At 62.0% G+C, this 22,962-nt stretch carries 21 protein-coding genes; 16 read left to right on the forward strand and 5 right to left on the reverse strand.

All coding sequences use genetic code 11. The annotated features are described in order from the left end of the window. The first annotated feature begins 130 nt into the window (after positions 1 to 130). The 5 genes from JOE33_RS10690 (at position 131) to JOE33_RS10710 (ending at position 6,129) form a co-directional block, all read left to right on the forward strand. Positions 131 to 1,684 (forward strand): ABC transporter ATP-binding protein, encoded by a 1,554-nt coding sequence (locus JOE33_RS10690; RefSeq protein ID WP_032615310.1) that lies wholly within the window; start codon positions 131 to 133, stop codon positions 1,682 to 1,684. Between the two features lie 11 nt (positions 1,685 to 1,695). Then, positions 1,696 to 2,796, forward strand: coding sequence for an ABC transporter permease (locus JOE33_RS10695; protein WP_122529406.1), 1,101 nt, complete (start codon positions 1,696 to 1,698; stop codon positions 2,794 to 2,796). After that, entirely contained in the window at positions 2,796 to 3,722 is a 927-nt protein-coding gene (locus tag JOE33_RS10700; RefSeq protein ID WP_122590051.1) for an ABC transporter permease, read from the forward strand. The genes JOE33_RS10695 and JOE33_RS10700 overlap by 1 nt, the downstream gene beginning before the upstream one ends. A 238-nt stretch (positions 3,723 to 3,960) precedes the next feature. After that, positions 3,961 to 4,650, forward strand: a complete 690-nt coding sequence (locus tag JOE33_RS10705) for an SDR family oxidoreductase (RefSeq protein ID WP_003318635.1) — start codon at positions 3,961 to 3,963, stop codon at positions 4,648 to 4,650. A 123-nt stretch (positions 4,651 to 4,773) separates the two neighbouring features. Continuing rightward, a complete protein-coding gene (locus JOE33_RS10710) occupies positions 4,774 to 6,129 on the forward strand; it encodes an 8-oxoguanine deaminase (RefSeq protein WP_187625090.1) in 1,356 nt (451 codons plus the stop codon). A 111-nt stretch (positions 6,130 to 6,240) separates the two neighbouring features. Here JOE33_RS10710 and JOE33_RS10715 read toward each other — a convergent pair whose 3' ends face one another. Next, positions 6,241 to 7,344, reverse strand: a complete 1,104-nt coding sequence (locus JOE33_RS10715) for a calcium:proton antiporter (protein WP_187625089.1) — start codon at positions 7,342 to 7,344, stop codon at positions 6,241 to 6,243. A 242-nt stretch (positions 7,345 to 7,586) separates the two neighbouring features. On the opposite strand from JOE33_RS10715, the gene JOE33_RS10720 reads away from it, so the two are divergent. The 7 genes from JOE33_RS10720 to JOE33_RS10750 all read left to right on the forward strand — a co-directional run bounded on the left by JOE33_RS10720 (position 7,587) and on the right by JOE33_RS10750 (position 14,706). Beyond that, a complete protein-coding gene (locus JOE33_RS10720; RefSeq protein WP_187625088.1) occupies positions 7,587 to 8,507 on the forward strand; it encodes a Fe(3+) dicitrate ABC transporter substrate-binding protein FecB in 921 nt (306 codons plus the stop codon). Next, complete coding sequence (gene fecC, locus JOE33_RS10725; RefSeq protein WP_004409631.1) at positions 8,508 to 9,497, forward strand: iron-dicitrate ABC transporter permease FecC; 990 nt, start codon at positions 8,508 to 8,510, stop codon at positions 9,495 to 9,497. Further along, the gene (locus JOE33_RS10730; protein ID WP_032615318.1) at positions 9,494 to 10,462 is read left to right on the forward strand and encodes an iron chelate uptake ABC transporter family permease subunit; all 969 of its coding nucleotides are present in this window, start codon (positions 9,494 to 9,496) and stop codon (positions 10,460 to 10,462) included. The genes fecC and JOE33_RS10730 overlap by 4 nt, the downstream gene beginning before the upstream one ends. A 4-nt stretch (positions 10,463 to 10,466) precedes the next feature. Continuing rightward, entirely contained in the window at positions 10,467 to 11,258 is a 792-nt protein-coding gene (gene fecE / locus JOE33_RS10735; RefSeq protein WP_010431816.1) for a Fe(3+) dicitrate ABC transporter ATP-binding protein FecE, read from the forward strand. Positions 11,259 to 11,529: 271 nt separating this feature from the next. Beyond that, positions 11,530 to 12,624 (forward strand): BMP family ABC transporter substrate-binding protein, encoded by a 1,095-nt coding sequence (locus tag JOE33_RS10740; RefSeq protein ID WP_054993585.1) that lies wholly within the window; start codon positions 11,530 to 11,532, stop codon positions 12,622 to 12,624. Positions 12,625 to 12,708: 84 nt separating this feature from the next. Beyond that, positions 12,709 to 13,674 (forward strand): 2-oxoglutarate and iron-dependent oxygenase domain-containing protein, encoded by a 966-nt coding sequence (locus JOE33_RS10745; protein WP_187625087.1) that lies wholly within the window; start codon positions 12,709 to 12,711, stop codon positions 13,672 to 13,674. Between the two features lie 78 nt (positions 13,675 to 13,752). Continuing rightward, positions 13,753 to 14,706, forward strand: a complete 954-nt coding sequence (locus JOE33_RS10750) for an adenosine deaminase (protein WP_010431810.1) — start codon at positions 13,753 to 13,755, stop codon at positions 14,704 to 14,706. A 252-nt stretch (positions 14,707 to 14,958) separates the two neighbouring features. On the opposite strand, the gene JOE33_RS10755 is transcribed toward JOE33_RS10750, so the two are convergent. Both JOE33_RS10755 and JOE33_RS10760 read right to left on the reverse strand, forming a co-directional pair. Further along, the gene (locus tag JOE33_RS10755; protein ID WP_187625086.1) at positions 14,959 to 15,651 is read right to left on the reverse strand and encodes a helix-turn-helix transcriptional regulator; all 693 of its coding nucleotides are present in this window, start codon (positions 15,649 to 15,651) and stop codon (positions 14,959 to 14,961) included. Between the two features lie 436 nt (positions 15,652 to 16,087). After that, complete coding sequence (locus JOE33_RS10760; protein WP_096126287.1) at positions 16,088 to 17,011, reverse strand: LysR family transcriptional regulator; 924 nt, start codon at positions 17,009 to 17,011, stop codon at positions 16,088 to 16,090. Between the two features lie 115 nt (positions 17,012 to 17,126). Between JOE33_RS10760 and JOE33_RS10765 the strand changes: the two genes are divergently transcribed. Then, complete coding sequence (locus tag JOE33_RS10765) at positions 17,127 to 18,140, forward strand: zinc-binding alcohol dehydrogenase family protein (RefSeq protein WP_054993587.1); 1,014 nt, start codon at positions 17,127 to 17,129, stop codon at positions 18,138 to 18,140. A 75-nt stretch (positions 18,141 to 18,215) separates the two neighbouring features. On the opposite strand, the gene JOE33_RS10770 is transcribed toward JOE33_RS10765, so the two are convergent. Both JOE33_RS10770 and JOE33_RS10775 read right to left on the reverse strand, forming a co-directional pair. Then, on the reverse strand, positions 18,216 to 19,412 hold the full coding sequence (locus JOE33_RS10770) for a multidrug effflux MFS transporter (RefSeq protein WP_054993588.1): 1,197 nt from the start codon (positions 19,410 to 19,412) through the stop codon (positions 18,216 to 18,218). 137 nt (positions 19,413 to 19,549) lie between these two features. Then, entirely contained in the window at positions 19,550 to 19,747 is a 198-nt protein-coding gene (locus JOE33_RS10775; RefSeq protein ID WP_010431793.1) for a heavy-metal-associated domain-containing protein, read from the reverse strand. 164 nt (positions 19,748 to 19,911) lie between these two features. Here JOE33_RS10775 and JOE33_RS10780 point away from each other — a divergent pair, with 164 nt between their 5' ends. The 3 genes from JOE33_RS10780 to cueR all read left to right on the forward strand — a co-directional run bounded on the left by JOE33_RS10780 (position 19,912) and on the right by cueR (position 22,955). Next, entirely contained in the window at positions 19,912 to 20,292 is a 381-nt protein-coding gene (locus JOE33_RS10780; RefSeq protein ID WP_010431791.1) for a hypothetical protein, read from the forward strand. Between the two features lie 69 nt (positions 20,293 to 20,361). After that, entirely contained in the window at positions 20,362 to 22,560 is a 2,199-nt protein-coding gene (locus JOE33_RS10785; RefSeq protein WP_187625085.1) for a heavy metal translocating P-type ATPase, read from the forward strand. Further along, the gene (gene cueR, locus JOE33_RS10790) at positions 22,557 to 22,955 is read left to right on the forward strand and encodes a Cu(I)-responsive transcriptional regulator (RefSeq protein WP_024641796.1); all 399 of its coding nucleotides are present in this window, start codon (positions 22,557 to 22,559) and stop codon (positions 22,953 to 22,955) included. The genes JOE33_RS10785 and cueR overlap by 4 nt, the downstream gene beginning before the upstream one ends. Positions 22,956 to 22,962: the final 7 nt, after the last annotated feature.

Below are 22,962 nucleotides of genomic sequence, written 5' to 3' on the forward strand. Positions count from 1 at the left end.
AACCAAGGCCGGTGACAGGGCCGGAAACTCTGTGCCCGGCCTTGATTCAGCGCCCGGGACTCTAATCCTGACTCCTTGGCCAGGATTTTGCTTTATCCACACGCGACCCACTTCTGTCTCAGAGCCTTTCATGTCAAACCACGCGATACCTGCGCGCCTGCAACTGCGCCACATCACCAAACGGTATCCCGGCTGTCTGGCCAACGACGCTGTCGACCTGACGATTCAGCCCGGAGAGATTCACGCCCTGCTGGGTGAAAACGGTGCGGGCAAAAGCACGCTGATGAAGATCATCTACGGCGTGACGCAGCCCGACGCCGGGAAGATCATCTGGCAAGGCCAGGCGCAGACCATGCGCAATCCGGCGCAGGCCAGAAGCCTGGGCATCGGCATGGTGTTCCAGCATTTTTCGCTGTTCGAAACCCTCAGCGTCGCGCAAAACATCGCGCTGGCGATGGGCGCAGCGGCAGGCACGCCCAAACAGCTCGAACCGCGCATTCGCGAGGTCTCGCAACGCTACGGCATGGCGGTGGAGCCCCAGCGGCTGGTCCATAGCCTGTCGATTGGCGAGCGGCAGAAAGTCGAAATCATTCGCTGCCTGATGCAGGACATCCGCCTGTTGATCCTCGACGAACCCACGTCGGTGTTGACGCCCCAGGAAGCCGAGGAGCTGTTCGTGACCCTGCGGCATCTGGCTCGAGAAGGCTGCAGCATTCTGTTTATCAGTCACAAACTGGGCGAGGTGCGTGCGCTGTGTCACAGCGCAACCGTGCTGCGCAACGGCAAGGTCTCCGGGCACTGCATTCCCGCTGAATGCTCCGATCTGGAACTGGCGCGCTTGATGGTCGGTGATGCCGAAGGGCTGACCGCACAGTATGAGAAAGTCAGCGGCAGTACCGCCTTTTTGCGTATCGACAAACTGTCCTGGCACAACCCGGACCCGTTCGGTTGCTCGCTCAAAGACCTCAGCCTGGAAGTACGCAGCGGCGAAATCGTCGGTATCGCGGGTGTGGCGGGTAATGGTCAGGATGAGTTGCTGGCACTGCTCAGCGGTGAACAGGCCTTGCCCAACGCCCAGGCGGCGACCCTGCGTTTCGAGAATGCCCCGGTCGGCAACCTGCGCCCCGATGCGCGCCGCAAGCGTGGCCTGGCATTCGTCCCGGCCGAGCGCCTGGGGCATGGCGCTGTGCCGGAACTCAGTCTTGCCGACAACGCGCTGCTTACCGCCTTCCAGCAAGGGCTGGTGAGCAACGGTCTGATCCAGCGCAGCAAGGTGCGCGCACTGGCTGACGAAATCATTCGGCGCTTTGCGGTCAAGACGCCGGATGCACAAGCCCCGGCACGCAGTCTGTCGGGCGGTAACCTGCAGAAATTCATTCTCGGTCGGGAAATCCTGCAAAAGCCGAAACTGCTGATTGCCGCGCACCCCACCTGGGGCGTGGATGTCGGCGCTGCGGCGGCGATCCATCGCGCGCTGATTGCCTTGCGCGACGCGGGGGCCGCCATTCTGGTGATCTCCGAAGACCTGGACGAGTTGTTCCAGATCAGCGACCGACTCGCCGCCCTGAGCGGCGGTCAGCTTTCCGACCTGATCCCCACTGAACAGACCAGCACCGTGCAAATCGGCGGCTGGATGGCAGGTCAGTTCGATCATTCTCACAGCCAGGCCCATACGGCGGGTTAACGGAGCAAAAGATGCTGCTTTCTCTGGAACCGCGCGGCCAGCAATCGCGCGCGATGTTGTGGTGCTCCCCTTTACTGGCTGCGGTGCTGACCCTGGTCTGCGGTTCGCTGCTGTTCATCGGCCTGGGCCTGAACCCCTGGGTGACGCTGCACACCTTGCTGATCGCGCCGGTCAGCGACTGGTATGGCCTGTCGGAGTTGATGGTCAAGACCCTGCCGATTCTGCTCTGCGCGCTGGGTCTGGCGGTCGCCTATCAGGCGCGTATCTGGAACATCGGTGCGGAAGGCCAGTTGCTGCTCGGCGCATTGGCGGGCAGTGCCGTGGCGGTGAACATCATCGACATGGAAAGCCGTTGGGCGCTGGTCATAGTGCTGCTGGCCGGCACCCTTGCCGGCGCTGCCTGGGCGGGAGTGACCGCCTGGCTGCGCACGCACTTCAACGCCAATGAAATCCTCACCAGCATCATGCTCAATTACATCGCCCTCAACTTGCTGCTGTATTTCGTCCATGGGCCGCTCAAGGACCCGGCCGGCATGAACTTCCCGGAGTCAGCGACCTTCGGCGACGCCAGCCGCCTGCCGCTGTTGATGGAGGATGGCCGCGCGCACATCGGCGTGTACTTTGCCCTGTTCGCGCTGGTCGCGGTCTGGGTGTTGCTGCAACGCAGCTTTGTCGGCTTCCAGATCAAGGTGCTGGGCCTGGACAAGCGAGCGGCTGGCTTCGTCGGCTTTCGCGAAAAACGCCTGGTGTGGCTGGTGCTGTTGATCAGTGGCGCACTTGCCGGGCTGGCGGGCGTGTCGGAAGTGGCAGGGCCGATTGGCCAACTGGTGCCGCAGGTCTCGCCAGGTTATGGCTATGCCGCGATCACCGTGGCCTTTCTCGGCCGCCTCAACCCCATCGGCATTCTGTTCTCCAGCCTGCTGATCGCCCTGCTGTATCTGGGTGGGGAAAGTGCGCAAATGACCTTGAACCTGCCGTTGGCAATCACGCAACTGTTTCAGGGGATGATGCTGTTTTTCCTGCTCGCCTGCGATGTGCTGATTCTCTACCGCCCACGTCTGAAACTGCACTGGGCCAAGCGCCAGATGACACCCGTCACAGGAGCCGCATGATGGATATCGACCTGCTGAGCAATATTTTCTACGCCATGGTCCGTTGCGGAACCCCCTTGCTGCTGGTGGCGCTGGGCGAGCTGATCTGTGAAAAAAGCGGCGTCATCAACCTCGGTCAGGAAGGCATGATGCTGTTTGGCGCAGTGATCGGTTTCATCGTCGCCCTGAACACCGGCAACCTCTGGCTGGGTGTGCTGCTGGCGATGCTCGCAGGCATGCTGCTCTCGGCACTGTTTGCCCTGGTGGCGCTGGTGTTCAACGCCAATCAGGTCGCGACCGGGCTGGCGCTGACCATCTTCGGCGTCGGCCTTTCCAGCTTCGTCGGGGCCGCCTGGGTCGGCAAACCGTTGAGCGGTTTCGAACCGGTCGCCATCCCGTTGCTTAGCAACATTCCACTGATCGGCCGCATGCTGTTTGCCCAGGACCTGCTGGTCTACCTGTCTTTCGCCTTGTTCGCGCTGGTCGCCTGGGCACTGCTGAAAAGCCGCGTCGGGCTGATCATCCAGGCCGTCGGCGAAAACCCTGATGCCGCCAGCGCCATGGGCTTGCCGGTGCTGCGCGTGCGCACCCTCGCAGTGCTGTTCGGCGGCGCAATGGCCGGGCTGGCCGGGGCTTATCTGTCACTGGCCTACACGCCGATGTGGGCAGAAAACATGAGCGCCGGACGTGGCTGGATTGCCCTGGCGCTGGTGGTTTTCTCCAGCTGGCGCGTGTGGCGCCTGCTGCTCGGTGCCTACCTGTTCGGTCTGGCCAGCATTCTGCACCTGGTCGCGCAGGGCATCGGCCTGGCCATCCCGTCCAACCTGCTGGCGATGCTGCCTTATGTGGCAACCATCATCGTCCTCGTTCTGCTCTCCCGCGATGCTTTGCGCACCCGGCTGTATGCGCCGGTATCGCTGGGCCAGCCCTGGCGGGCGGGGCATTAAGGAGCTAGCGGCGCAGATGGTTGACGCAGAGCGTCACGACGACATTCCCACGCTGGAGCGTGAGGAACGATAATCCTGAAACTATCAGGCATGCCGTTCCAGTGATTCTCCTGAACGTTTTCGGCTCACCAAGATTCCAACAGGTCATGGGCAGGAGTACGCTGCAAGGTCGAAACTTTCGAGAGGCCTTGCTGGCACTGCCATGGAGTCTGTCTCTCAATCTGCCAAGGAATCATTCATGACCACTACCAAAAAAACCGCCCTCATCATCGGCGCCTCTCGCGGTCTGGGGCTTGGGCTGGTTCAGCGCTTGACCGAACAGGGCTGGCAAGTCACCGCCACCGTACGTGATCCGCAAAATGCCGAAAACCTGAAAGCAGTCGAGGGCGTGCGCATCGAAGCTGTGGATCTGGACGAAACGGCTTCGCTTGAAGTGCTGGTCCAGAAACTGCGCGGTGAGGTGTTCGACGTGCTGTTCGTCAACGCCGGCATCAGCGGCGCGGCACACCAGAGCGCTGCGAAGTCGACCGCTGCCGAGCTCGGGCAGTTGTTCCTGACCAACGCTGTGGCGCCGATTCGTCTGGCCGAGCGCTTCGTCGATCAAATTCGTCCCGGCACGGGCGTCCTGGCGTTCATGAGTTCGTGGCTGGGCAGCGTCACTTGCCCGGATGGCGCAAACCTTGCGCTGTACAAGGCCAGCAAGGCTGCGCTCAACTCGATGACCAATACCTTTGTCACCGAGCTGGGTGAGAACCGTCCCACCGTGCTATCGATGCATCCGGGCTGGGTCAAGACCGACATGGGCGGCGAAAATGCCGCCATCGACGTGATGACCAGCACCACCGGGCTGGTCGAACAGCTCAATGCCTACGCCGGCAAAGGCGGCCATCACTTCATCGATTACCAGGGCAAGACGATTGCCTGGTAACCGGTCGCTCGACTAAAATCGCCGTCCTCCGCCGGGGCGTATCTGCCCCCGGCGACCCTGGATCAGCAGACAGGGCAACACTGAGCTGGCTAACCTGAACCTGTCTTTCAGAGGAGCCGGCCCATGCCCGCGATCCGTATCTGGTTGAAAAATCCCCTTGCCGTGTTTACTGCCAATGACCTGGACGCCCGTGGCGGTCTGGTGATCGAAGGTGGCGTCATCACTGAAGTGCTGGCCGCCGGGCAGCTCCCGTCGACACCCTGCACCCAGACATTCGATGCCCGCGAGCATGTGCTGCTGCCGGGGCTGATCAACACACACCATCACTTCTATCAAACCCTCACGCGGGCCTGGGCGCCGGTGGTCAATCAGCCGTTGTTCCCCTGGCTGAAAACCCTGTACCCGGTATGGGCGCGCCTGACGCCGGAGAAGCTCGCAGTCGCCAGCAAGGTGGCGCTGGCCGAGTTGTTGCTGTCCGGGTGCACGACCGCTGCCGATCATCACTATCTGTTTCCCGATGGGCTGGAACACGCTATCGATGTACAGGTGCAGAGCGTTCGGGAACTGGGCATGCGCGCGATGCTGACACGTGGCTCGATGAGCCTGGGCGAAGCGGATGGAGGCTTGCCGCCGCAGCAAACCGTGCAGCAGGGTGAGGTGATTCTGGCCGACAGCCAGCGTTTGATCGAGACCTACCATCAACGTGGCGACGGCGCGCAGATTCAGATCGCCCTGGCGCCCTGCTCACCCTTCTCGGTCACCCCGCAGATCATGGCCGAGAGCGCAGCCATGGCGGAAAAACTCGACGTGCGCCTGCACACGCACCTGGCCGAAACCCTCGACGAAGAAGACTTCTGCCTGCAACGCTTCGGCCTGCGCACCGTGGATTATCTGGACAGCGTCGGCTGGCTGGGCCCGCGCACCTGGCTGGCCCATGGCATCCATTTCAACCCCGACGAAATCGCCCGTCTCGGCGCAGCAGGTACGGGCGTCTGTCACTGCCCAAGCTCGAACATGCGCCTGGCCTCCGGCATCTGCCCGACCCTGGACCTGCTCGCGGCGGGCGCGCCGTTAGGGCTTGGGGTCGATGGTTCGGCGTCCAACGACGCATCGAACATGATTCTGGAAACCCGCCAGGCGCTTTACCTGCAACGTCTGCGCTACGGCGCCGAAAAAATCACCCCGCAGCTGGTGCTGGGCTGGGCCACCAAGGGGTCGGCGCAATTGCTGGGACGCACTGACCTCGGTGAACTGGCGGTGGGCAAACAGGCTGATCTGGCGTTGTTCAAGCTGGACGAACTGCGCTTTTCCGGCAGCCATGACCCGCTGTCAGCCCTGCTGCTGTGCGGCGCAGACCGTGCCGACCGGGTAATGATTGCAGGGCATTGGCGAGTGATCGACGGCCAGGTCGAAGGGCTGGACATCAAGCAACTGATTGCCGATCACCGCCAGGCTGCTCGGGAATTGATTCAGGGCTGAACGTGCGCAACGATACTCTCGACTATCGTGCGACGCTCCGCGTCGGCATGCCGTTCAGGACGCTCTGCGTCCTCTCGCTACGCCGAACGTGAGGACGATAGGCAATGAGCCTTAAAGCCCCAGACACGAGAGCATGATGAACGTCGCGAACAGCACGAAGTGGGTCATGCCTTCGATGGCGTTGGTTTCACCGTCGTTGAGGTTGATCGCGGACACCAGCAGGGTGATTAAGATCATCACGGTCTGCACCGGAGTCATGGCCATCTGGAAAGGCTGGCCACTGTAAAGCGCCATAGCTTCCATCACCGGAACCGTGAGGATCACGGTCGACAGCGAAGCGCCCAGAGCGATGTTGACCACCGACTGCATGCGGTTGGCCAGCGCGGCACGCAGGGCCGTGAGGATCTCGGGCGCGGCGGAGATGGCGGCTACCAGGATGGCGGTCATCACCGGCGGTGCACCGGTGCCTTCCAGTCCCAGGTCAACCGTCTTCGACATCACTTCGGCCAGCGCACCGATCACCACCACGCCGACAACCAGTGTGGCAATTGAGCGGGTCAGATTGACCGGCTCTGCATGTTCTTCAGCCGGACTGGAGCCCTGGCCCTGGCGTTTCTTCTTTTCCGGGTAGCTGTAGCTGAAAAAGTAACTGTGCGGCCCGACCTGCATGCGCAGGAACAGGGTGTAGAGCAGGATCATCGCGCCGATGGTGAACGCCGAATAGAGCTTCCAGTCACCTTTGGGAATGAACTCGGGTACGACCATCGAGACACCCATCGCGGTGAGGATCATCACGCTGTAGGTGCGCGCCGAATCGTCGTTGTACGACTGCTCGCCGTGCTTGATACCGCCCATCAGCGCCGCAAGACCGAGGATGCCGTTGATGTCGAGCATCACCGCCGAATAAATCGTGTCCCGCACCAGCGTCGGCGACGGCTCGTTGCTCATCATGATCGCCAGGATCACCACTTCGACCGTCACCGCCGACAGCGTGAGGATCATCGTGCCGTAAGGATCGCCGACCTTTTCCGCCAGCATCTCGGCGTGATGCGCAACGCGCATCGAGGCGCAGACGATGAAGGCGACCAGCGCCAGCCCCGACACCAGCGCAACGACCTGACCATTGCCTACCAGCACGTGCTCCAGTGGATAAGCGACGAACATGGCAATGATTGCCAGCAACAGAAACTTTTCTTGCTTGAGCAATGCGCCCATTTTTATTCCCCAAACCTTGCGACATCGCCGCGGATGTACATGAAGGTGGCCAACAGTGAAGGCTGTCAGAGTAGCGTGTGTGACAAAAGGTTTCATAAAATAGCCCGAATGAGAACGGCACTCACGCGTAAATGACTTTTGATCCCGTCGCCGCGATGTGAAATAGTGCCCGCCGTTTTCTTCGCGGCCTTCAGGGCGCGCCTGTTTTTCATGATTCCGCTTTGTTAGAAAGGACCTTTGCCATGCGTGCTTTTCGACTTCCGCATCTGCTGGCTTGCGGCCTGCTGACCCTGATCGCGAGCCTCGCCCAGGCCGCGCCTATCGACATCGATGACGGCCAACACAAAGTCCACCTGCCTGATACTCCCAAGCGTGTGGTGGTGCTGGAGTTTTCGTTTCTCGACGGGCTGGCATCGGTGGGCGTGACACCCGTCGGCGCGGCGGACGATGGCGATGCCAACCGCGTGCTGCCCAAGGTGCGCAAGGCCGTCGGTGAATGGCAGTCGGTGGGCCTGCGTTCGCAACCCAATATAGAAGTGATCGCGCGGCTCAAGCCGGACCTGATCATTGCCGACCTCGGTCGCCATCAGGCGCTGTACAACGACCTGGCCAGCCTGGCGCCGACGCTGATGCTGCCGTCACGCGGCGAGGATTATCAGGGCAGCCTGAAGTCTGCCGAACTGATCGGCGTCGCGCTGGGCAAGGGGCCGCAGATGCAGGCGCGCATCGCAGAAAACCGGCAGCACCTGAAGACTGTCGCCGAGCAGATTCCGGCCAACACCAACGTGCTGTTCGGCGTCGCCCGCGAAGACAGCTTCTCGGTCCATGGCCCGCACTCTTATGCAGGCAGCGTACTGCAGGCGATAGGTCTGAAAGTCCCGGAAGTACGCAAAAACGCCGCGCCCACCGAACTCGTCAGCCTTGAGCAACTGCTGGCTCTGGATCCCGGCTGGTTGCTGGTCGGCCATTATCGCCGTCCGAGCATTGTCGACAGCTGGAGCAAGCAGCCGCTGTGGCAGGTGCTGGGCGCTGTGCGTAACAAGCAGGTGGCCGAAGTGGATGGCGACAGCTGGGCGCGCAATCGCGGGATCATGGCCTCCGAGCAGATCGCCGACGATGCGCTTGCCGTGCTCAAGGGCGGCAAGGCCGTGCTGAACCCGTAAATGCGCCGCTGGCTGATGGCGGGCGTGATCATCGCGGCCTGCCTGGGACTGTTCTGGGTGTCGCTGTTCGCCCTGTCGTCGTTCAGCATTCGGCAGGTGGATGCCTGGAACGGACTGATCACGCAGGGCCGCGAGGGCGGCAATATCGCTTACATCGTCGCGCAACTGCGCGTGCCACGCGCCTTGTGCGCGGCACTGGTCGGTGCCTGCCTGGGCGTGGCTGGCGCGCTGATGCAGGGCATCACCCGCAACCGTCTGGCCTCCCCGTCATTGTTTGGCGTTACCGCAGGCGCAGCCTTGGGGCTGGCGCTGTTTTCCACCGGCCTGGTCGCTCTGCCCTTCCCCGGTGGCGCCCTGCTGATGACCTGCCTCGGCGGTGCGCTGGCGTGGATCACCGTGTTCAGTCTCGGCGGTGCATGGTCACCCGCCACGGCTCAAGGCCGGCTGGTGCTGGCAGGCGTTGCCGTCGCAGCACTGTGCGCTGCATTGACCCGCCTCACAGTCATTCTCGTCGAGGCCCAGGCGCAAAGTGTCCTCAACTGGCTGGCAGGGTCACTGGCCAATGTCGGTGCCGCGCAGTTGCAACTGCTCTGGCCCTGCACGCTGATCGGCGTGGTGCTGGCGATGGCCTGTGCACCGCGCCTGAACCTGATCAACCTCGGCGAAGACGCCGCGCGTTCGCTGGGCGTGCGTATCGGGGCGTTACGCCTGCTGGTATTCGTGGTCAGCCTGCTGCTGGTCGGCGCCAGTGTCTGTGCGGTCGGACCGATCGGGTTTGTCGGCCTGATCGCGCCGAACATCGCTCGCCAGTGGCTGGGCAATGACTACCGCTGGCTGATCCCGATCAGCGCCGGCCTGGGCGCGGCCATCGTGCTGGCCTCGGACCTGATCAGCCGCGCTGTGGCCTTCCCCGTGGAAACACCGGCCGGCGTGGTGACGGCACTGATCGGCGCGCCGTTCTTTCTGTTTCTGGCGAGGCGTGCGCTATGACCCACCCTCGCTCGAGGTTGTTGCTGCTGATGACCCTGCTGGCACTCGCCCTGCTGCTGAGCCTCAGCGCCGGCACCGTGTGGCTGACACCCGGCGCCGTGCTCGATCACCTGATCGCCCATGACAGCAAGGACTTCGAGGTCTGGAATCATCGCCTGCCACGCGGCCTGATCGCGATCATGACCGGCTGCGCGTTCGGCCTGGCTGGCGCCATCGTGCAAGGCGTGATTCGCAACCCGCTGGCCTCGCCGGAAATCCTCGGCGTCACTCAGGGTGCCGGGCTGGCGCTGACCATAGCGATTATCGGCCTGCCGCAGTTACCGGTGTCCGCGCTGCCGTTTGTGGCGTGTCTGGGCGGCGCGGCGGGTGCGCTGCTGCTGGCGTTGTACAACACCGGCGTGCAGTTTTCCGGGGTGCGTTTCGCGCTGTCCGGGGTCGCGATTGCGGTGACGCTGTCGAGCATCACCGAATTCCTGATCCTGTCCAACCCGCTGGATATCAACACCGCCCTGCTGGCGCTGACCGGCAGTTTGTGGAGCCGCAACTGGCACCACGTTTTACTGGCTTTGCCGCTTCTGCTGCTGATCCCGCTCAGCCTGCTGCTGGCCAAACCGCTGAACCTGATCGGCCTGGGTGACGAGGCCGCGCAGAGCCTGGGTACCGGCCTCAAACGTACGCGCTGGCTGGCGATGGGCAGTGCCGTGCTGTTGACCAGCCTGGGGGTGGGCATTATCGGCCCGGTGAGCTTCGTCGGCCTGGTCGCACCACACATGGCCCGCCGTCTGGTCGGCGGTCATCATCAGTACCTGCTGCCCGCCTCGATGGTGCTGGGCGCGTTATTGCTGGTGCTCGCCGACACGCTGGGACGCACATTGATCGCCCCCAGCGAGATCCCTGCCGGGGTGCTCACGGCGGTGATCGGCGCTCCATACTTCCTCTGGCTGCTGGCCCGATTCAAAGGTTGATCCCATGACTGTTCTGAAGGCGCAGCAACTCGACATCGGCTACGGCGCAACGCGCATCGTGCAGGACCTGTCGTTCAGCCCGCCGCCTGCGCAGGTCACTGCGCTGATCGGTCCCAACGGTTGCGGCAAATCCACCCTGCTCAAGGCCTTCGCCCGGATTCTCACCCCGCAATCGGGCAGTCTCAGCCTGGATGGCACAGCCTACAATCAGCTGTCGGCCAACGAACTGGCGCGCAAGGTGGCCTTTCTGCCGCAAGTGCTGCCGATTCCCGAAGGCGTCAGCGTGCGCCAACTGGTGGCGTACGGCCGCAGTCCGCACAACAGCCTGTGGGGACGTCTGAGTGGAGCCGATCAGCACAGTGTCGATCAGGCCTTGCAACGCATGGAGCTGGACACACTGGCCGAGCGCCCGCTGTCCGATCTGTCCGGCGGGCAACGACAACGCGCCTGGCTGGCGATGATCCTTGCGCAGGACGCGGCCATCGTTTTGCTCGACGAGCCTACGACCTATCTGGATATCAGCCATCAGGTCGAACTGCTGGACCTGATGCGTGAACTCAGCGCCGAAGGCAAGACGGTGATTACCGTGCTGCACGACATCAATCAGGCCTGCCGCTACGCCGACCATCTGGCGGTCATGCAGGGTGGACGTCTGGTGACCTGCGGCGCGCCGGGCGATGTGCTGACGGCCGAGCTGGTCTGCCAGGTGTTCGATGTGCAAGTGCAGATCATGCGCGAACCCGTGGCTGGCACGCCGATGTGCATCGTCGAGCGCAGCACGCGCTGCACCAGTTAGCGGCGCAGCCCACCGCGCCTGCACCTTCGCGCTGCACTACGCGTTTCACACAAGTCTGTTTTGGATTCTGGCCGAAGGCCGTGGGAGCGAAAGGGTCGGCATATTCTCCGAAAATGCATAGCCTGAACGACCTCCTTCGCGGACAAGTCCGCTCCTACACACGCACTATTGCTACAGGGTGAAGCAAGCCAGCATCGTAAGTTGTCCTGTTGGTCAGTTATTTGCATTGTCGGGGTATGCACTCCAACAAGACCGCAAGGAGCTAAACCCGATGCACCTGACCAACCCACGTCGTCCCCTGAAAAAACTGCTGTGCGCCGTCGCCGCCGTTGTCGGCATCGGCTCCAGCCTGCTCGCCTCGGCAGCCGATCCGTTAAAAGTCGGATTCGTCTACATCGGCCCCATCGGCGACCACGGCTGGACCTATCAGCACGAGCAGGGCCGCCAGGCAATGGTCAAGGCGCTGGGTGACAAGGTCACCAGCAGCTACGTGGAAAACGTGCCGGAAGGCGCGGACGCCGAGCGGGTTATCCGCAACATGGCCAAGGGCGGTTATGACCTGATCTTCAGTACCTCGTTCGGCTACATGAACCCCACTCTGAAAGTCGCCAAGCAATTCCCCAAGGTGAAGTTCGAGCACGCGACCGGCTACAAGCAGGACAAGAACATGGGCACTTACCTGGCCCGCACCTATGAAGGTCGCTATGTAAGCGGTTACATCGCCGCGAAGATGACCAAGACCAAGAAGATCGGTTATGTCGCCTCGTTCCCGATTCCTGAAGTGCTGCGCGACATCGACGCCATCCAGCTGGCGCTGAACAAATACAACCCAGGCACCGAGATCAAAGTGGTGTGGGTCAACTCCTGGTTCGATCCGGGCAAGGAAGCCGATGCGGCCAACGCGCTGATCGATCAGGGCGTGGACGTGGTGTTCCAGCACACCGACAGCCCTGCGCCGATCCAGACCGCCGAGCGTCGCGGCGTGTATGCCGTCGGTTATGCGTCGGACATGGCCCACTTCGGACCGAAAGCGGTGCTGGCCTCCATCGTCAACAACTGGGGGCCGCACTACATCCAGGCCGCCGAAGGCGCCATCGCGGGCACCTGGAAACCACAGGATTACTGGGGCGGCCTGAAAGAAGGGACGGTCGAATTGCCGATCAGCGACGTGGTGCCTGCTGACGTGAAGGCCGAGGCGCAGAAGATCATCGCCAGCATCGAAAGCGGCGAATTCCACCCGTTCACCGGCCCGATCAAGGACCAGAACGGCACCGTGAAAATCGCTGACGGCGTGGTCGCGACCAATGCCGAGCTGGCATCGATGAACTACTACGTCGAAGGCATCAAGGCCGAACTGCCGAAGTAATCCGGCCGCCGACTGTATGACCATCGTGCCTGCTGCGCCAGGCACGATCATCGACACCCGACACTTCCCTTTCAGGACCGGTTAATGGACCAGCTTCCCGTCATCGACATTGCCCCGCTCTACGGCACGGACACTCAGGCCTGGCAGGATGTCGCCCGGCAAATCGACAGTGCCTGTCGGGAATGGGGCTTCTTTTACATCAAGGGCCACCCGATCAGTGCGCAACGCATCGAGCAGGTGCAATCGGCGGCAAGGGACTTCTTCGCCCGGCCGGCAGCTGAAAAGCTCCTGATCGATATCACCCAAAGCACGCATCATCGTGGCTACGGCGCCATCGCCACCGAACAACTGGACCCCAGCCTGCCCAGCGACCTCAAGGAAACCTTCGACATGGGCCTGCACCTGGATGCCCGTCATCCCGACGTACTGGCGGGCAAACCGCTGCGCGGGCCAAACCGGCATCCGGACATTCCCGGCTGGGAAACCCTGATGGAGCAACACTACCTGGACATGCAGGCGCTGGCTCAAACCCTGCTGCGCGCCATGACCCTGGCGCTGGGCATCGAGCGCGATTTCTTCGATCAGCGCTTCAAGGACCCGGTCAGCGTACTGCGCATGATTCATTACCCGCCGCGTGATACGGCGACCTCAGCCGAGCAACAAGGCGCAGGTGCGCATACCGATTACGGTTGCATCACCCTGCTGCATCAGGACACGGCGGGCGGCCTGCAGGTACGTGATGTGCGTGGCGAATGGATCGACGCGCCACCGCTTGACGGCACCTTCGTGGTCAATCTGGGCGACATGATGGCGCGCTGGAGCAACGATCGTTATCTGTCCACTCCGCATCGGGTCATCAGCCCGCTCGGGGTTGATCGCTATTCCATGCCGTTCTTCGCCGAACCGCATCCCGACACGCGCATCGAATGCCTGCCCGGCTGCCAGAGCGAAGGCCGGCCGGCCCGCTATCCGGTGACCACCTGCGCCGAATTTCTGCTGTCGCGCTTCGCGGATACCTACGCTTATCGTCGCGAACAGGAGGCAAGTTGAACGTTCGGTCAGGTTTTACCCTGCGCAGCGACGTGCATCTGTAGAATGCCCGGGATCTGCACCTGATGAGAAAAGAATATGTACGACTGGTTGAACGCCCTGCCCAAGGCAGAACTGCACTTGCACCTCGAAGGCTCGCTGGAACCCGAGTTGCTGTTCGCCCTGGCCGAGCGCAACAGGATTGCCCTGCCGTGGGATGACGTCGAAACCCTGCGCAAGGCGTATGCCTTCAACAACCTGCAGGAATTCCTCGACCTGTATTACCGGGGCGCAGACGTATTGCGCACCGAGCAGGACTTCTACGACCTGACCTGGGCTTACCTGCTGCGCTGCAAGGCACAGAACGTTATCCACACCGAACCGTTCTTCGATCCGCAAACCCACACCGACCGTGGCATCCCGTTCGAAGTGGTGCTGGCCGGGATTACCGGTGCGCTGAAAGACGGCAAGTCGAAGCTGGGTGTCGACAGCGGCCTGATCCTGAGCTTCCTGCGTCACCTGTCCCAGGAAGAAGCCGAAAAAACCCTCGATCAGGCGCTGCCGTTCCGTGATGCGTTCGTCGCCGTGGGCCTCGACAGTTCGGAGATGGGCCACCCGCCGAGCAAGTTTCAGCGTGTGTTCGATCGCGCGCGCGACGAGGGCTTCCTGACCGTGGCCCACGCCGGGGAAGAAGGTCCGCCGGAATACATCTGGGAAGCACTGGACCTGCTGAAGATCCAGCGCATCGACCACGGTGTTCGCGCCATCGAAGACGAGCGGCTGATGCAGCGCATCATCGACGAACAGATCCCGCTGACCGTCTGCCCGCTGTCCAACACCAAGCTTTGCGTGTTCGACGACATGGCCCAGCACAACATCCTCGACATGCTCGAGCGCGGCGTGAAGGTCACCGTCAACTCGGACGACCCGGCCTACTTCGGTGGCTACGTGACCGAGAACTTCCACGCGCTGTACACCCACCTGGGCATGACCGAAGACCAGGCCAAACGCCTGGCACAAAACAGCCTGGATGCACGACTGGTCAAGCCCTAGAGAGTGATTGAGCAGGCCACACCCATCGTTCTTCACGCTCCGCGTCGCAGAGGACGCAGAGCGTCCCGAACTGCATGCCAACGCGGAGCATTGGCACGATAGGGTTGGGACCGGCATGCCCATCGTTCCCCACGCTCCGTGTGGGAATGCCTTTCGCGACGCTCTGCGTCGCAAGAGGACGCGGAGCGTCCGGAACTGCATGCCAGCGCGGAGCATTGACACGATAGGGACAGACCGCAACTGCCGGTCCAGTCAGGCCGCCGCCGCGATCTTGCTGATTTCCCGCTGCCCACTGGATGAGACCTGCAAGGTGCTGGACTCTTCAGTGGTGCGCAGCCAGCCCATCTGAATGAAAAGCTGCAATAACCCCGCCCCCAGCGCGCCGCCCAGATGCGGGTTGCGATCGTTCCATTTCGGACAGACACAGACCGTTTCCCGCTTGCGTTGCGCCAGTGCGGGTATGTAGATGCCGCGTTCGGCAAATCTGGCCACCCCCTTGCTCGTGACCTCGACGCGCTTCTCCTGTTGTTCTATCCAGCCGGCTTCCAGCAGGCGCTGATAAAGCTCGGCAGCCATTTCGCCACCCAAATGATCGGAGCAGATTCTCGCGCGGCGCAGCGGCAAGGGCGGCGTAGGCTGGGCAAAGCGACGATTGATCTGTTCAGCACTGGCCAGCGAGGCACTGGCCAGCGCCTCGACCGCCGCCCCCACTTCCGGCGCTGCAAGGCGAAAGAAGCGCTTGCGGCCGCGGACCTCCTGTTTCAACAGCCCCCCACTGGTCAGCCGCGCCAGATGAGCGCCAGCAGAGGAAGTCGAGAGTCCCGCCAGGATTGCCAATTCATCGGCAGGGCGAGCAGTACCATCCATCAGTGCCCAGATCATTACGCTGCGCTTGGGGTCGGCCAGCAAGGTTGCGATCTGGCTGATGCAAGGTCCGTATTCCATGTGTTCACTCCCTGTTGAAACATTCATCTATGGTGATGACTGGGTGAAAGCAATCACGCCTCGGTAGAGTTGAACGTGGCTCTTATATGTAATGACAAGTATAAACTCTATGCCCTGCGCCCCCGTTGGGTGAAAAACGCCTCTTACAAACTGCGGGCGCACCACGACGCAAAAAATCGCCCAACTGTGGCGCGTTCACTGAACACCAAGTTTTTCCCGCGACTACGCCGCAACCCCTCTATCCAAGGGGTTTGCAGCGACACTTCAAAAGGGGATTAAAAAGACAAGCGTAATGGCTATGACAAAAATGCCAAATCCACTCAACAACAGTCAGTTTCAACTTTGTTTCGGCAGCCAAACTTCGCGCTATTGAAATACATTAGAAAATTATATTTTCCGACACGTCCGAAGGCCATTTCCTACCGGGACGCGGCGATTAAAACAAGTTTGCGGACGACAGGCCTACAGCGTGTTGCTTACACCGTGACCTGAGCATTTCCAGTAACAGAATGACAGGCTTGCTGAGTTGCGCCCGATGCGCGCACAACAGGTTCAATGGCGCACGCTCCCCGATCAGGTCAGGCATCAACACTTTCAGATGCCCGGCCCGCACATCTGCGGCCACGTCCAGCCAGGACTTGTACGCCACACCTTCGCCCGCAATCGCCCAGCGACGCACCACGTCGGCATCGTCGCTGAACCGGTTGCCGCTGACCGTCAGACTGATTTCGCGCTTGCCGTCGTTCAGCGTCCAGCGGTCATGAATGCGATCGCCGAGCATGAACAGCAGGCAATTATGCTGCGCCAGTTGCTCGACCTGATGTGGTTCGCCATGACGCTGCAGGTAACTCGGCGCCGCACACAATACCCGTCGGTTGTCAGGCAACACCGGGAGTGCGACCAGGCTGGAATCTTCCGGCTCGCCGTAGCGCAGCGCCACGTCGACAGGCTGGCGAAACAGATCGGCAATACGATCACCCAGCAGCAGGCGCACAGTCAGTTGCGGATGCTGCTGTTGAAATTCGTCGAGCCATGGCAACAGCACGTTGCGCCCCAGGTCCGATGGCGCCGAGAGTTGCAGCACGCCCTCGCAACGGTCCTGGCTGCTGGCCAGCAAACGCCGCCCCTCTTCAAGGCTGCCCAGTGCAGCACGCGCATACTCCAGGAACCCTTCACCTTCGGCAGTCAGGCGCAGGCTGCGCGTCGAACGGGCCAGCAAGCGGGTCCCCAACTGCCCTTCGATACGCTTGAGCGCCGCGCTGGCAACCGCCGCAGACATGTCCATGACCCGCGCTGCGGCAGAAAGGCTGCCCAGATCCGCTGCACGTACGAACAACTGCAAGTCATCAAAACGCAGCATCAAGGCCTCGTATTATCAAAATAAAATTGAAAGAGCCTGCCGTTTTAGCGGGTTTTATCTTTACTGGAAATAGCCAATGATCTCTTCATCATTTTCTTTCGGAGCAGACCCTGACATGAAAGCCATTGCGTACTACCAGTCCCTGCCCATCAGCGACGTGAACTCACTGCAGGATATCGAGCTGCCCGAGCCGGTGGCCGGCGTTCGCGATCTGCTGGTCGAGGTCAAGGCCATCTCCGTCAACCCGGTGGACACCAAGATCCGTCAGAACGTCCAGCCTGATGATGGTGCAGGCAAGGTGCTGGGCTGGGACGTGGCGGGTGTGGTGAAGGCCGTCGGCAGCCAGGTCACGCTGTTCAAGCCGGGCGACAAGGTGTTCTATGCCGGTTCTCTGACCCGGCCGGGTGCCAACAGCGAGCTGCACGTGGTGGACGAGCGCATCGTCGGCCACATGCCCAAGACCCTGAGCTTCGCCCATGCGGCGGCGCTGCCGCTGACAGCCATCACCGCCTGGGAACTGCTGTTCGAGCGACTACAGATCCCGCAGCAAAAAGGTGAAGGCGCCCACAGCCTGCTGATCGTTGGCGCCGCCGGTGGCGTGGGTTCGATCCTGACCCAGCTGGCGCGCAAACTGACCTCGCTGAAAGTCATCGGCACCGCCTCGCGGCCCGAGACCGAAAGCTGGGTCAACGAACTGGGGGCGCATCATGTGCTGGATCACAGCAAGCCGCTGAGCGAAGAACTCAAACGCGTCGGCCTGAACCACGTGACTCATGTGGCCAGCCTGACCCAGACCGAACAGCATCTGGATCAGCTCGTCGAGGCACTCAAGCCACAAGGCAAGCTGGCGCTGATCGACGATCCCAAGGCGCTGGATGTGTCGAAACTCAAGCGCAAGAGCCTTTCGCTGCATTGGGAGTTCATGTACACGCGGTCAATGTTCGAAACCGAGGACATGATCGAGCAGCACAACCTGCTCAACCGGGTTGCCGAGCTGATTGACGCCGGGACGCTGAAAACCACCTTTGGCGAGCACTTCGGCACCATCAACGCCGAAAATCTGCGCCGCGCTCATGCCCTGCTGGAAAGCGGCAAGGCCAAGGGCAAGGTGGTACTGGAAGGTTTCTGAGCCGGAAACGCCTGGGCCGTATGAAGTCGATGGTGTCAGTCACGCACGGCGCGACTGACACCACCGCCTTGGCGATCAGGCGGTCTGGAGCGACGCATCGCGCCGGGCCTGCGCACGTCGCGTCAGCACCGAAAGGCCGACGGTCAGCACGCCGCACAGGCTGATGACCAGCGCCATCGGTGTAGCCGTACCGTCATGCAGCAGGCCCACCAGACTGGCGGCGACGGCGGCAACGCTGAATTGCAGACACCCCAGCAACGCCGAGGCACTGCCCGCCCGCGCCCACTGGCCATTCATGGCGCAGGCCGAGGCATTGGGGATGATGCACCCCAGACTTGCCACACAGATGAACAACGGCACCAGCAGCGGCCAGAGCGCCTCGGTGCGCAACCCGCTGATCGCCAGCAACACCAGCCCGGCAGCCAGATAGATCCAGACCGTGCGCGACAGCAAAAACGCCGGACCGGTCTTGCGCAGAATGCGCGCGTTGATCTGCGCCACCAGAATGAAGCCCGCCGCGTTCATTCCGAACAGCCAGCCGTAGTGCTCGGCAGGCACGCCATACAGTTTGATGAACACGAACGGCGAGCCTGCGACGTAAGCGAACATCCCGGCCATGGCAATGCCGCCGGTCAGCGCATGACCGATGAACACACTGTCCTTGAACAGATTGAGGTACTGGCCCAGCGCGCCGCTCAACGGCTGGCGCGGTGTGGTGGCCGGCATGCTTTCCGGCAGCCCCAGTGCAACCGCCGCCAGGCAGGCGCCGCTGAACAGGGCGAGACTGACGAATATCGATTGCCAGCCAAAAGTGCTGACCAGCACGCCGCCCAGCATCGGAGCCAGAATCGGTGCCAGGCCCATGACCAGCATCAGTTGCGAGAAGACCTTGGCCGACTCGACGGCGTTGCATTTGTCGCTGACGATGGCGCGTGACAAGACCATCCCGGCACAGCCGCCTAGCGCCTGCACGAAACGCGCGGCAATCAGCCACTCAAGGCTCGGCGCAAAGGCACAGGCGACCGAGGCGAGCATGAACAGGGTCACTCCGACCAGCAGCGGCATGCGCCGACCGAACCGGTCAGCCACCGGACCATAGGCCAACTGCCCCAGGGAAAGTCCCAGAAAGTAGGCCGCCAGGGTTAGCTGTACGTGTTTTTCATCGGTCCCGAAATACGAGGCCATGGCCGGAAAGCCAGGAAGATAGAAGTCGATGGCCAGAGGGCCGAAGGCGCTCAATGAGCCAAGGATAAGGATCGTTCGTAGATTCATCGGGTGTCCATTCACAGATGCAGAGCAACGGGCTAGTTTACCCGGCTTACCTTGCAGAGAACGACGGACGGGGGAATTAATTCAAAACTTTTCAATGTTTACAGACCGGGAGACCGCATCGATCTCCCGGGTCTGGATCATGCCGGCTGCGCCTGATAACCCTCTTCGCTGATCAGGCTGACAATCCGCTCGGGCGACAGGTTGCTTTGCACCTTGACCTGCTTGCTGGCCAGTTCGACCTGAACATCGGCAGTCGGATCGTCATTTTTGATTGCCTCGGTCACCGCGCGAACACAATGCCCGCAGGTCATGCCTTGAACGTTGAATAACTGCATGGTGTCACTCCTTCAGTGATGAACAGTGAGCATCTTCAACCTTGTCATCATGGCAAGGTCAAGTTTCTGTCATTGCTGCCGGGCTGGTATTCGGCGTAATCGTGAGCCAAGCTGAGTTATCGACACCTCTACCGTCAGCCACATTTACATCAGGAGTATCAGCGATGCGCTGGTCAGCAGTCAGCCTCTTCAGCATTCTCGGTTTCCTGGCTCTCACACCTGCCACTCAGGCGGCTCAGGACTACGGCATCCTGATCATTTCCCGAGAGCGCCTGGAAGTCGCGACTTCCTGCGAGATCGGCATCTACGTTCAGGACCGCCTGGCCGGGAGGCTGTTTCAGGAAGACTCGGTGTCTTTCAACCTGCCTGCCGGTGAAGTCTCGGTGCGACTGAGCACCCTGCGCGGCAATGTCGTGGGCTGTGAACCCGGCATGGAAGCGCCACGCAGCACCAAGATCCAGCTGCGCGCGGGGGATATCCTCAAATACCGCATCGCTGCCGACCTGAACGGGATGTACCTCAAGAAAGCCGATCTCAACTATTGATTCGCGCTTGACCTTGCCCGTATGGCAAGGTTGATCCTTGCAGGTAGCCAGCCTCAGGGAGTGATTCACATGCAAGACACCACCACCTTCGACCTGCCGATCAGCGGCATGACCTGCGCCAGTTGTGCAGGTCGGGTCGAGCGTGCCCTGGTCAAAGTGCCGGGAGTCAACAGCGTGACGGTCAATCTGGCCAATGAACGCGCCCATGTAGACACCGCAGCGCACATCGATCCACAGACCCTGATCGACGCCGTCAGCCGTGCCGGTTATAGCGCCACGCTGAGCCAGGATCGTCACGCAGAAGCCGATCAGAAAGCCCGTCACCTGCACCACGAACGCTGGGCCTTGCTGCTGGCCATCGTACTGGCGCTGCCGTTGATTCTGCCGATGTTGCTGACACCGCTGGGTGTGCACTGGATGCTGCCCGCGTGGGTGCAATTTGTGCTGGCGACGCCGGTGCAGTTCATTCTTGGCGCACGCTTTTACGTGGCCGCCTGGAAAGCCGTGCGCGCGGGTGCCGGCAATATGGACCTGCTGGTCGCGATCGGAACCAGCGCCGGCTACGGCCTGAGCGTCTATCAATGGCTGCACGCTGCGCCCGGAACGACACCGCACCTGTATTTCGAAGCATCAGCGGTGGTTATCGCACTGGTGCTGTTGGGCAAATATCTGGAAAGCCGCGCCAAGCGCCAGACCGCCAGTGCCATCCGTGCCCTTGAAGCACTGCGCCCGGAGCGCGCTCTGCGCGTGGTCGACGGCCTCGAACAGGACGTTGCGATCAGCGCGCTGCAGCTCGATGACCGGGTGCTGGTCAAACCCGGCGAACGGTTTCCGGTGGACGGCGAAGTGGTTGAAGGCCGCAGCCATGCCGACGAAGCGCTGATCACCGGTGAAAGCCTGCCGGTGGTCAAGCAACCGGGCGACAAGGTCACCGGCGGGGCAATCAATGGCGAAGGTCAATTACTGATCAGGACCACAGCGCTGGGCGCGGAAACGGTCCTGGCGCGCATCATTCGTCTGGTTGAAGACGCCCAGGCAGGCAAGGCCCCGATCCAGAAACTGGTGGACAAAGTCAGCCAGGTGTTCGTGCCCAGCGTGCTGGTGATTGCCTTTTGCACACTGGCCGGCTGGCTGCTGGTCGGTGCCTCGCTGGAAGTCGCACTGATCAATGCCGTCGCCGTACTGGTGATCGCCTGCCCTTGCTCTCTGGGCCTTGCGACGCCGACAGCGATCATGGCCGGGACCGGTGTGGCAGCGCGCTACGGCATTCTGATCAAGGACGCCGAGGCACTGGAACGGGCTCACGAGGTCGATGCGGTGGTGTTCGACAAGACCGGCACGCTGACCTCGGGGGCACCGCGTATCACCAACATGAGCGCGGTACTGGGCAATGAGGAACACCTCCTGCAACTGGCGGGCGCACTGCAACGCGGCAGTGAACACCCGTTGGCCAGAGCGGTGCTGGATGTCTGTCATGAATGGCAACTCAAGCCTGATGCAGCGCAAAACAGCCGTGTCCTGAGCGGTCGGGGCATCGCTGGCACCGTTGAGGGCCGTGAGCTGGCGTTGGGCAATCGGCGCTTGCTGGAGGACAGCGGCCTGCCGATGGGCGACCTGACCGAGTCCGCGCGCATCTGGGAGGCCGAGGGGCGCACGCTTTCTTGGCTGATCGAGCAGGCTCCGGAGCCAAAAGTGATCGGCATGTTTGCCTTCGGTGACACGCTCAAGCCCGGAACCGATCAGGCGATCAGAGCGCTGAATGCGCGGGGCATCACCAGCCATCTGCTGACCGGCGATAACCGTGGCAGTGCTCAGGTGGTTGCCAGAGCACTGGGGATACAGGATGTGCATGCCGAAGTGCTGCCTGCCGACAAGGCCGCCACCGTCACCCTACTGAAAAGCAATCATGTGGTGGCGATGGTCGGTGACGGCATCAACGACGCCCCGGCGCTGGCCGCGGCGGATGTCGGTATCGCGATGGGCGGCGGGACCGATGTCGCCATGCATGCAGCGGGCATCACCCTGATGCGCGGCGACCCGCGACTGGTTCCGGCGGCGCTGGACATCAGCCGAAGGACCTACGCGAAAATCCGCCAGAATCTGTTCTGGGCGTTCGTCTATAACCTGATCGGCATTCCCCTCGCGGCATTGGGCTACCTCAATCCGGTATTGGCGGGCGCGGCCATGGCGTTGTCGAGTGTCAGCGTGGTGAGCAATGCGCTACTGCTGAAAACCTGGAAACCCCGCGACCTGGAGGACGCACCATGAATATCGGTCAGGCGGCGAAAAGCAGTGGCTTGAGCGCGAAGATGATCCGCTATTACGAGTCCATCGGTCTGCTGCAGGCGGCCCATCGCAGCGACAGCGGCTATCGCCTGTACAGCGCGGATGATCTGCACACGCTGGCGTTCATCAAGCGCTCAAGGGACCTGGGTTTTTCGCTGGAAGAGGTCGGTAAACTGCTGACGCTCTGGCAGGACCGCCAGCGGGCCAGCGCCGACGTCAAGGCACTGGCCCGCCAGCACATCGCCGAGCTGAACCGGAAAATCGACGAACTGGCGAGCCTGCGCGACACGCTTCAGGAACTGGTGGAACACTGCCACGGCGACGACCGCCCCGACTGCCCGATCCTCAAGGACCTGGCGTCGGGCGGGTGTTGCTAGCCACTAC

This window comes from Pseudomonas sp. PvP027, from assembly GCF_017833005.1.
Classification (GTDB): Bacteria; Pseudomonadota; Gammaproteobacteria; order Pseudomonadales; family Pseudomonadaceae; genus Aquipseudomonas; species Aquipseudomonas congelans.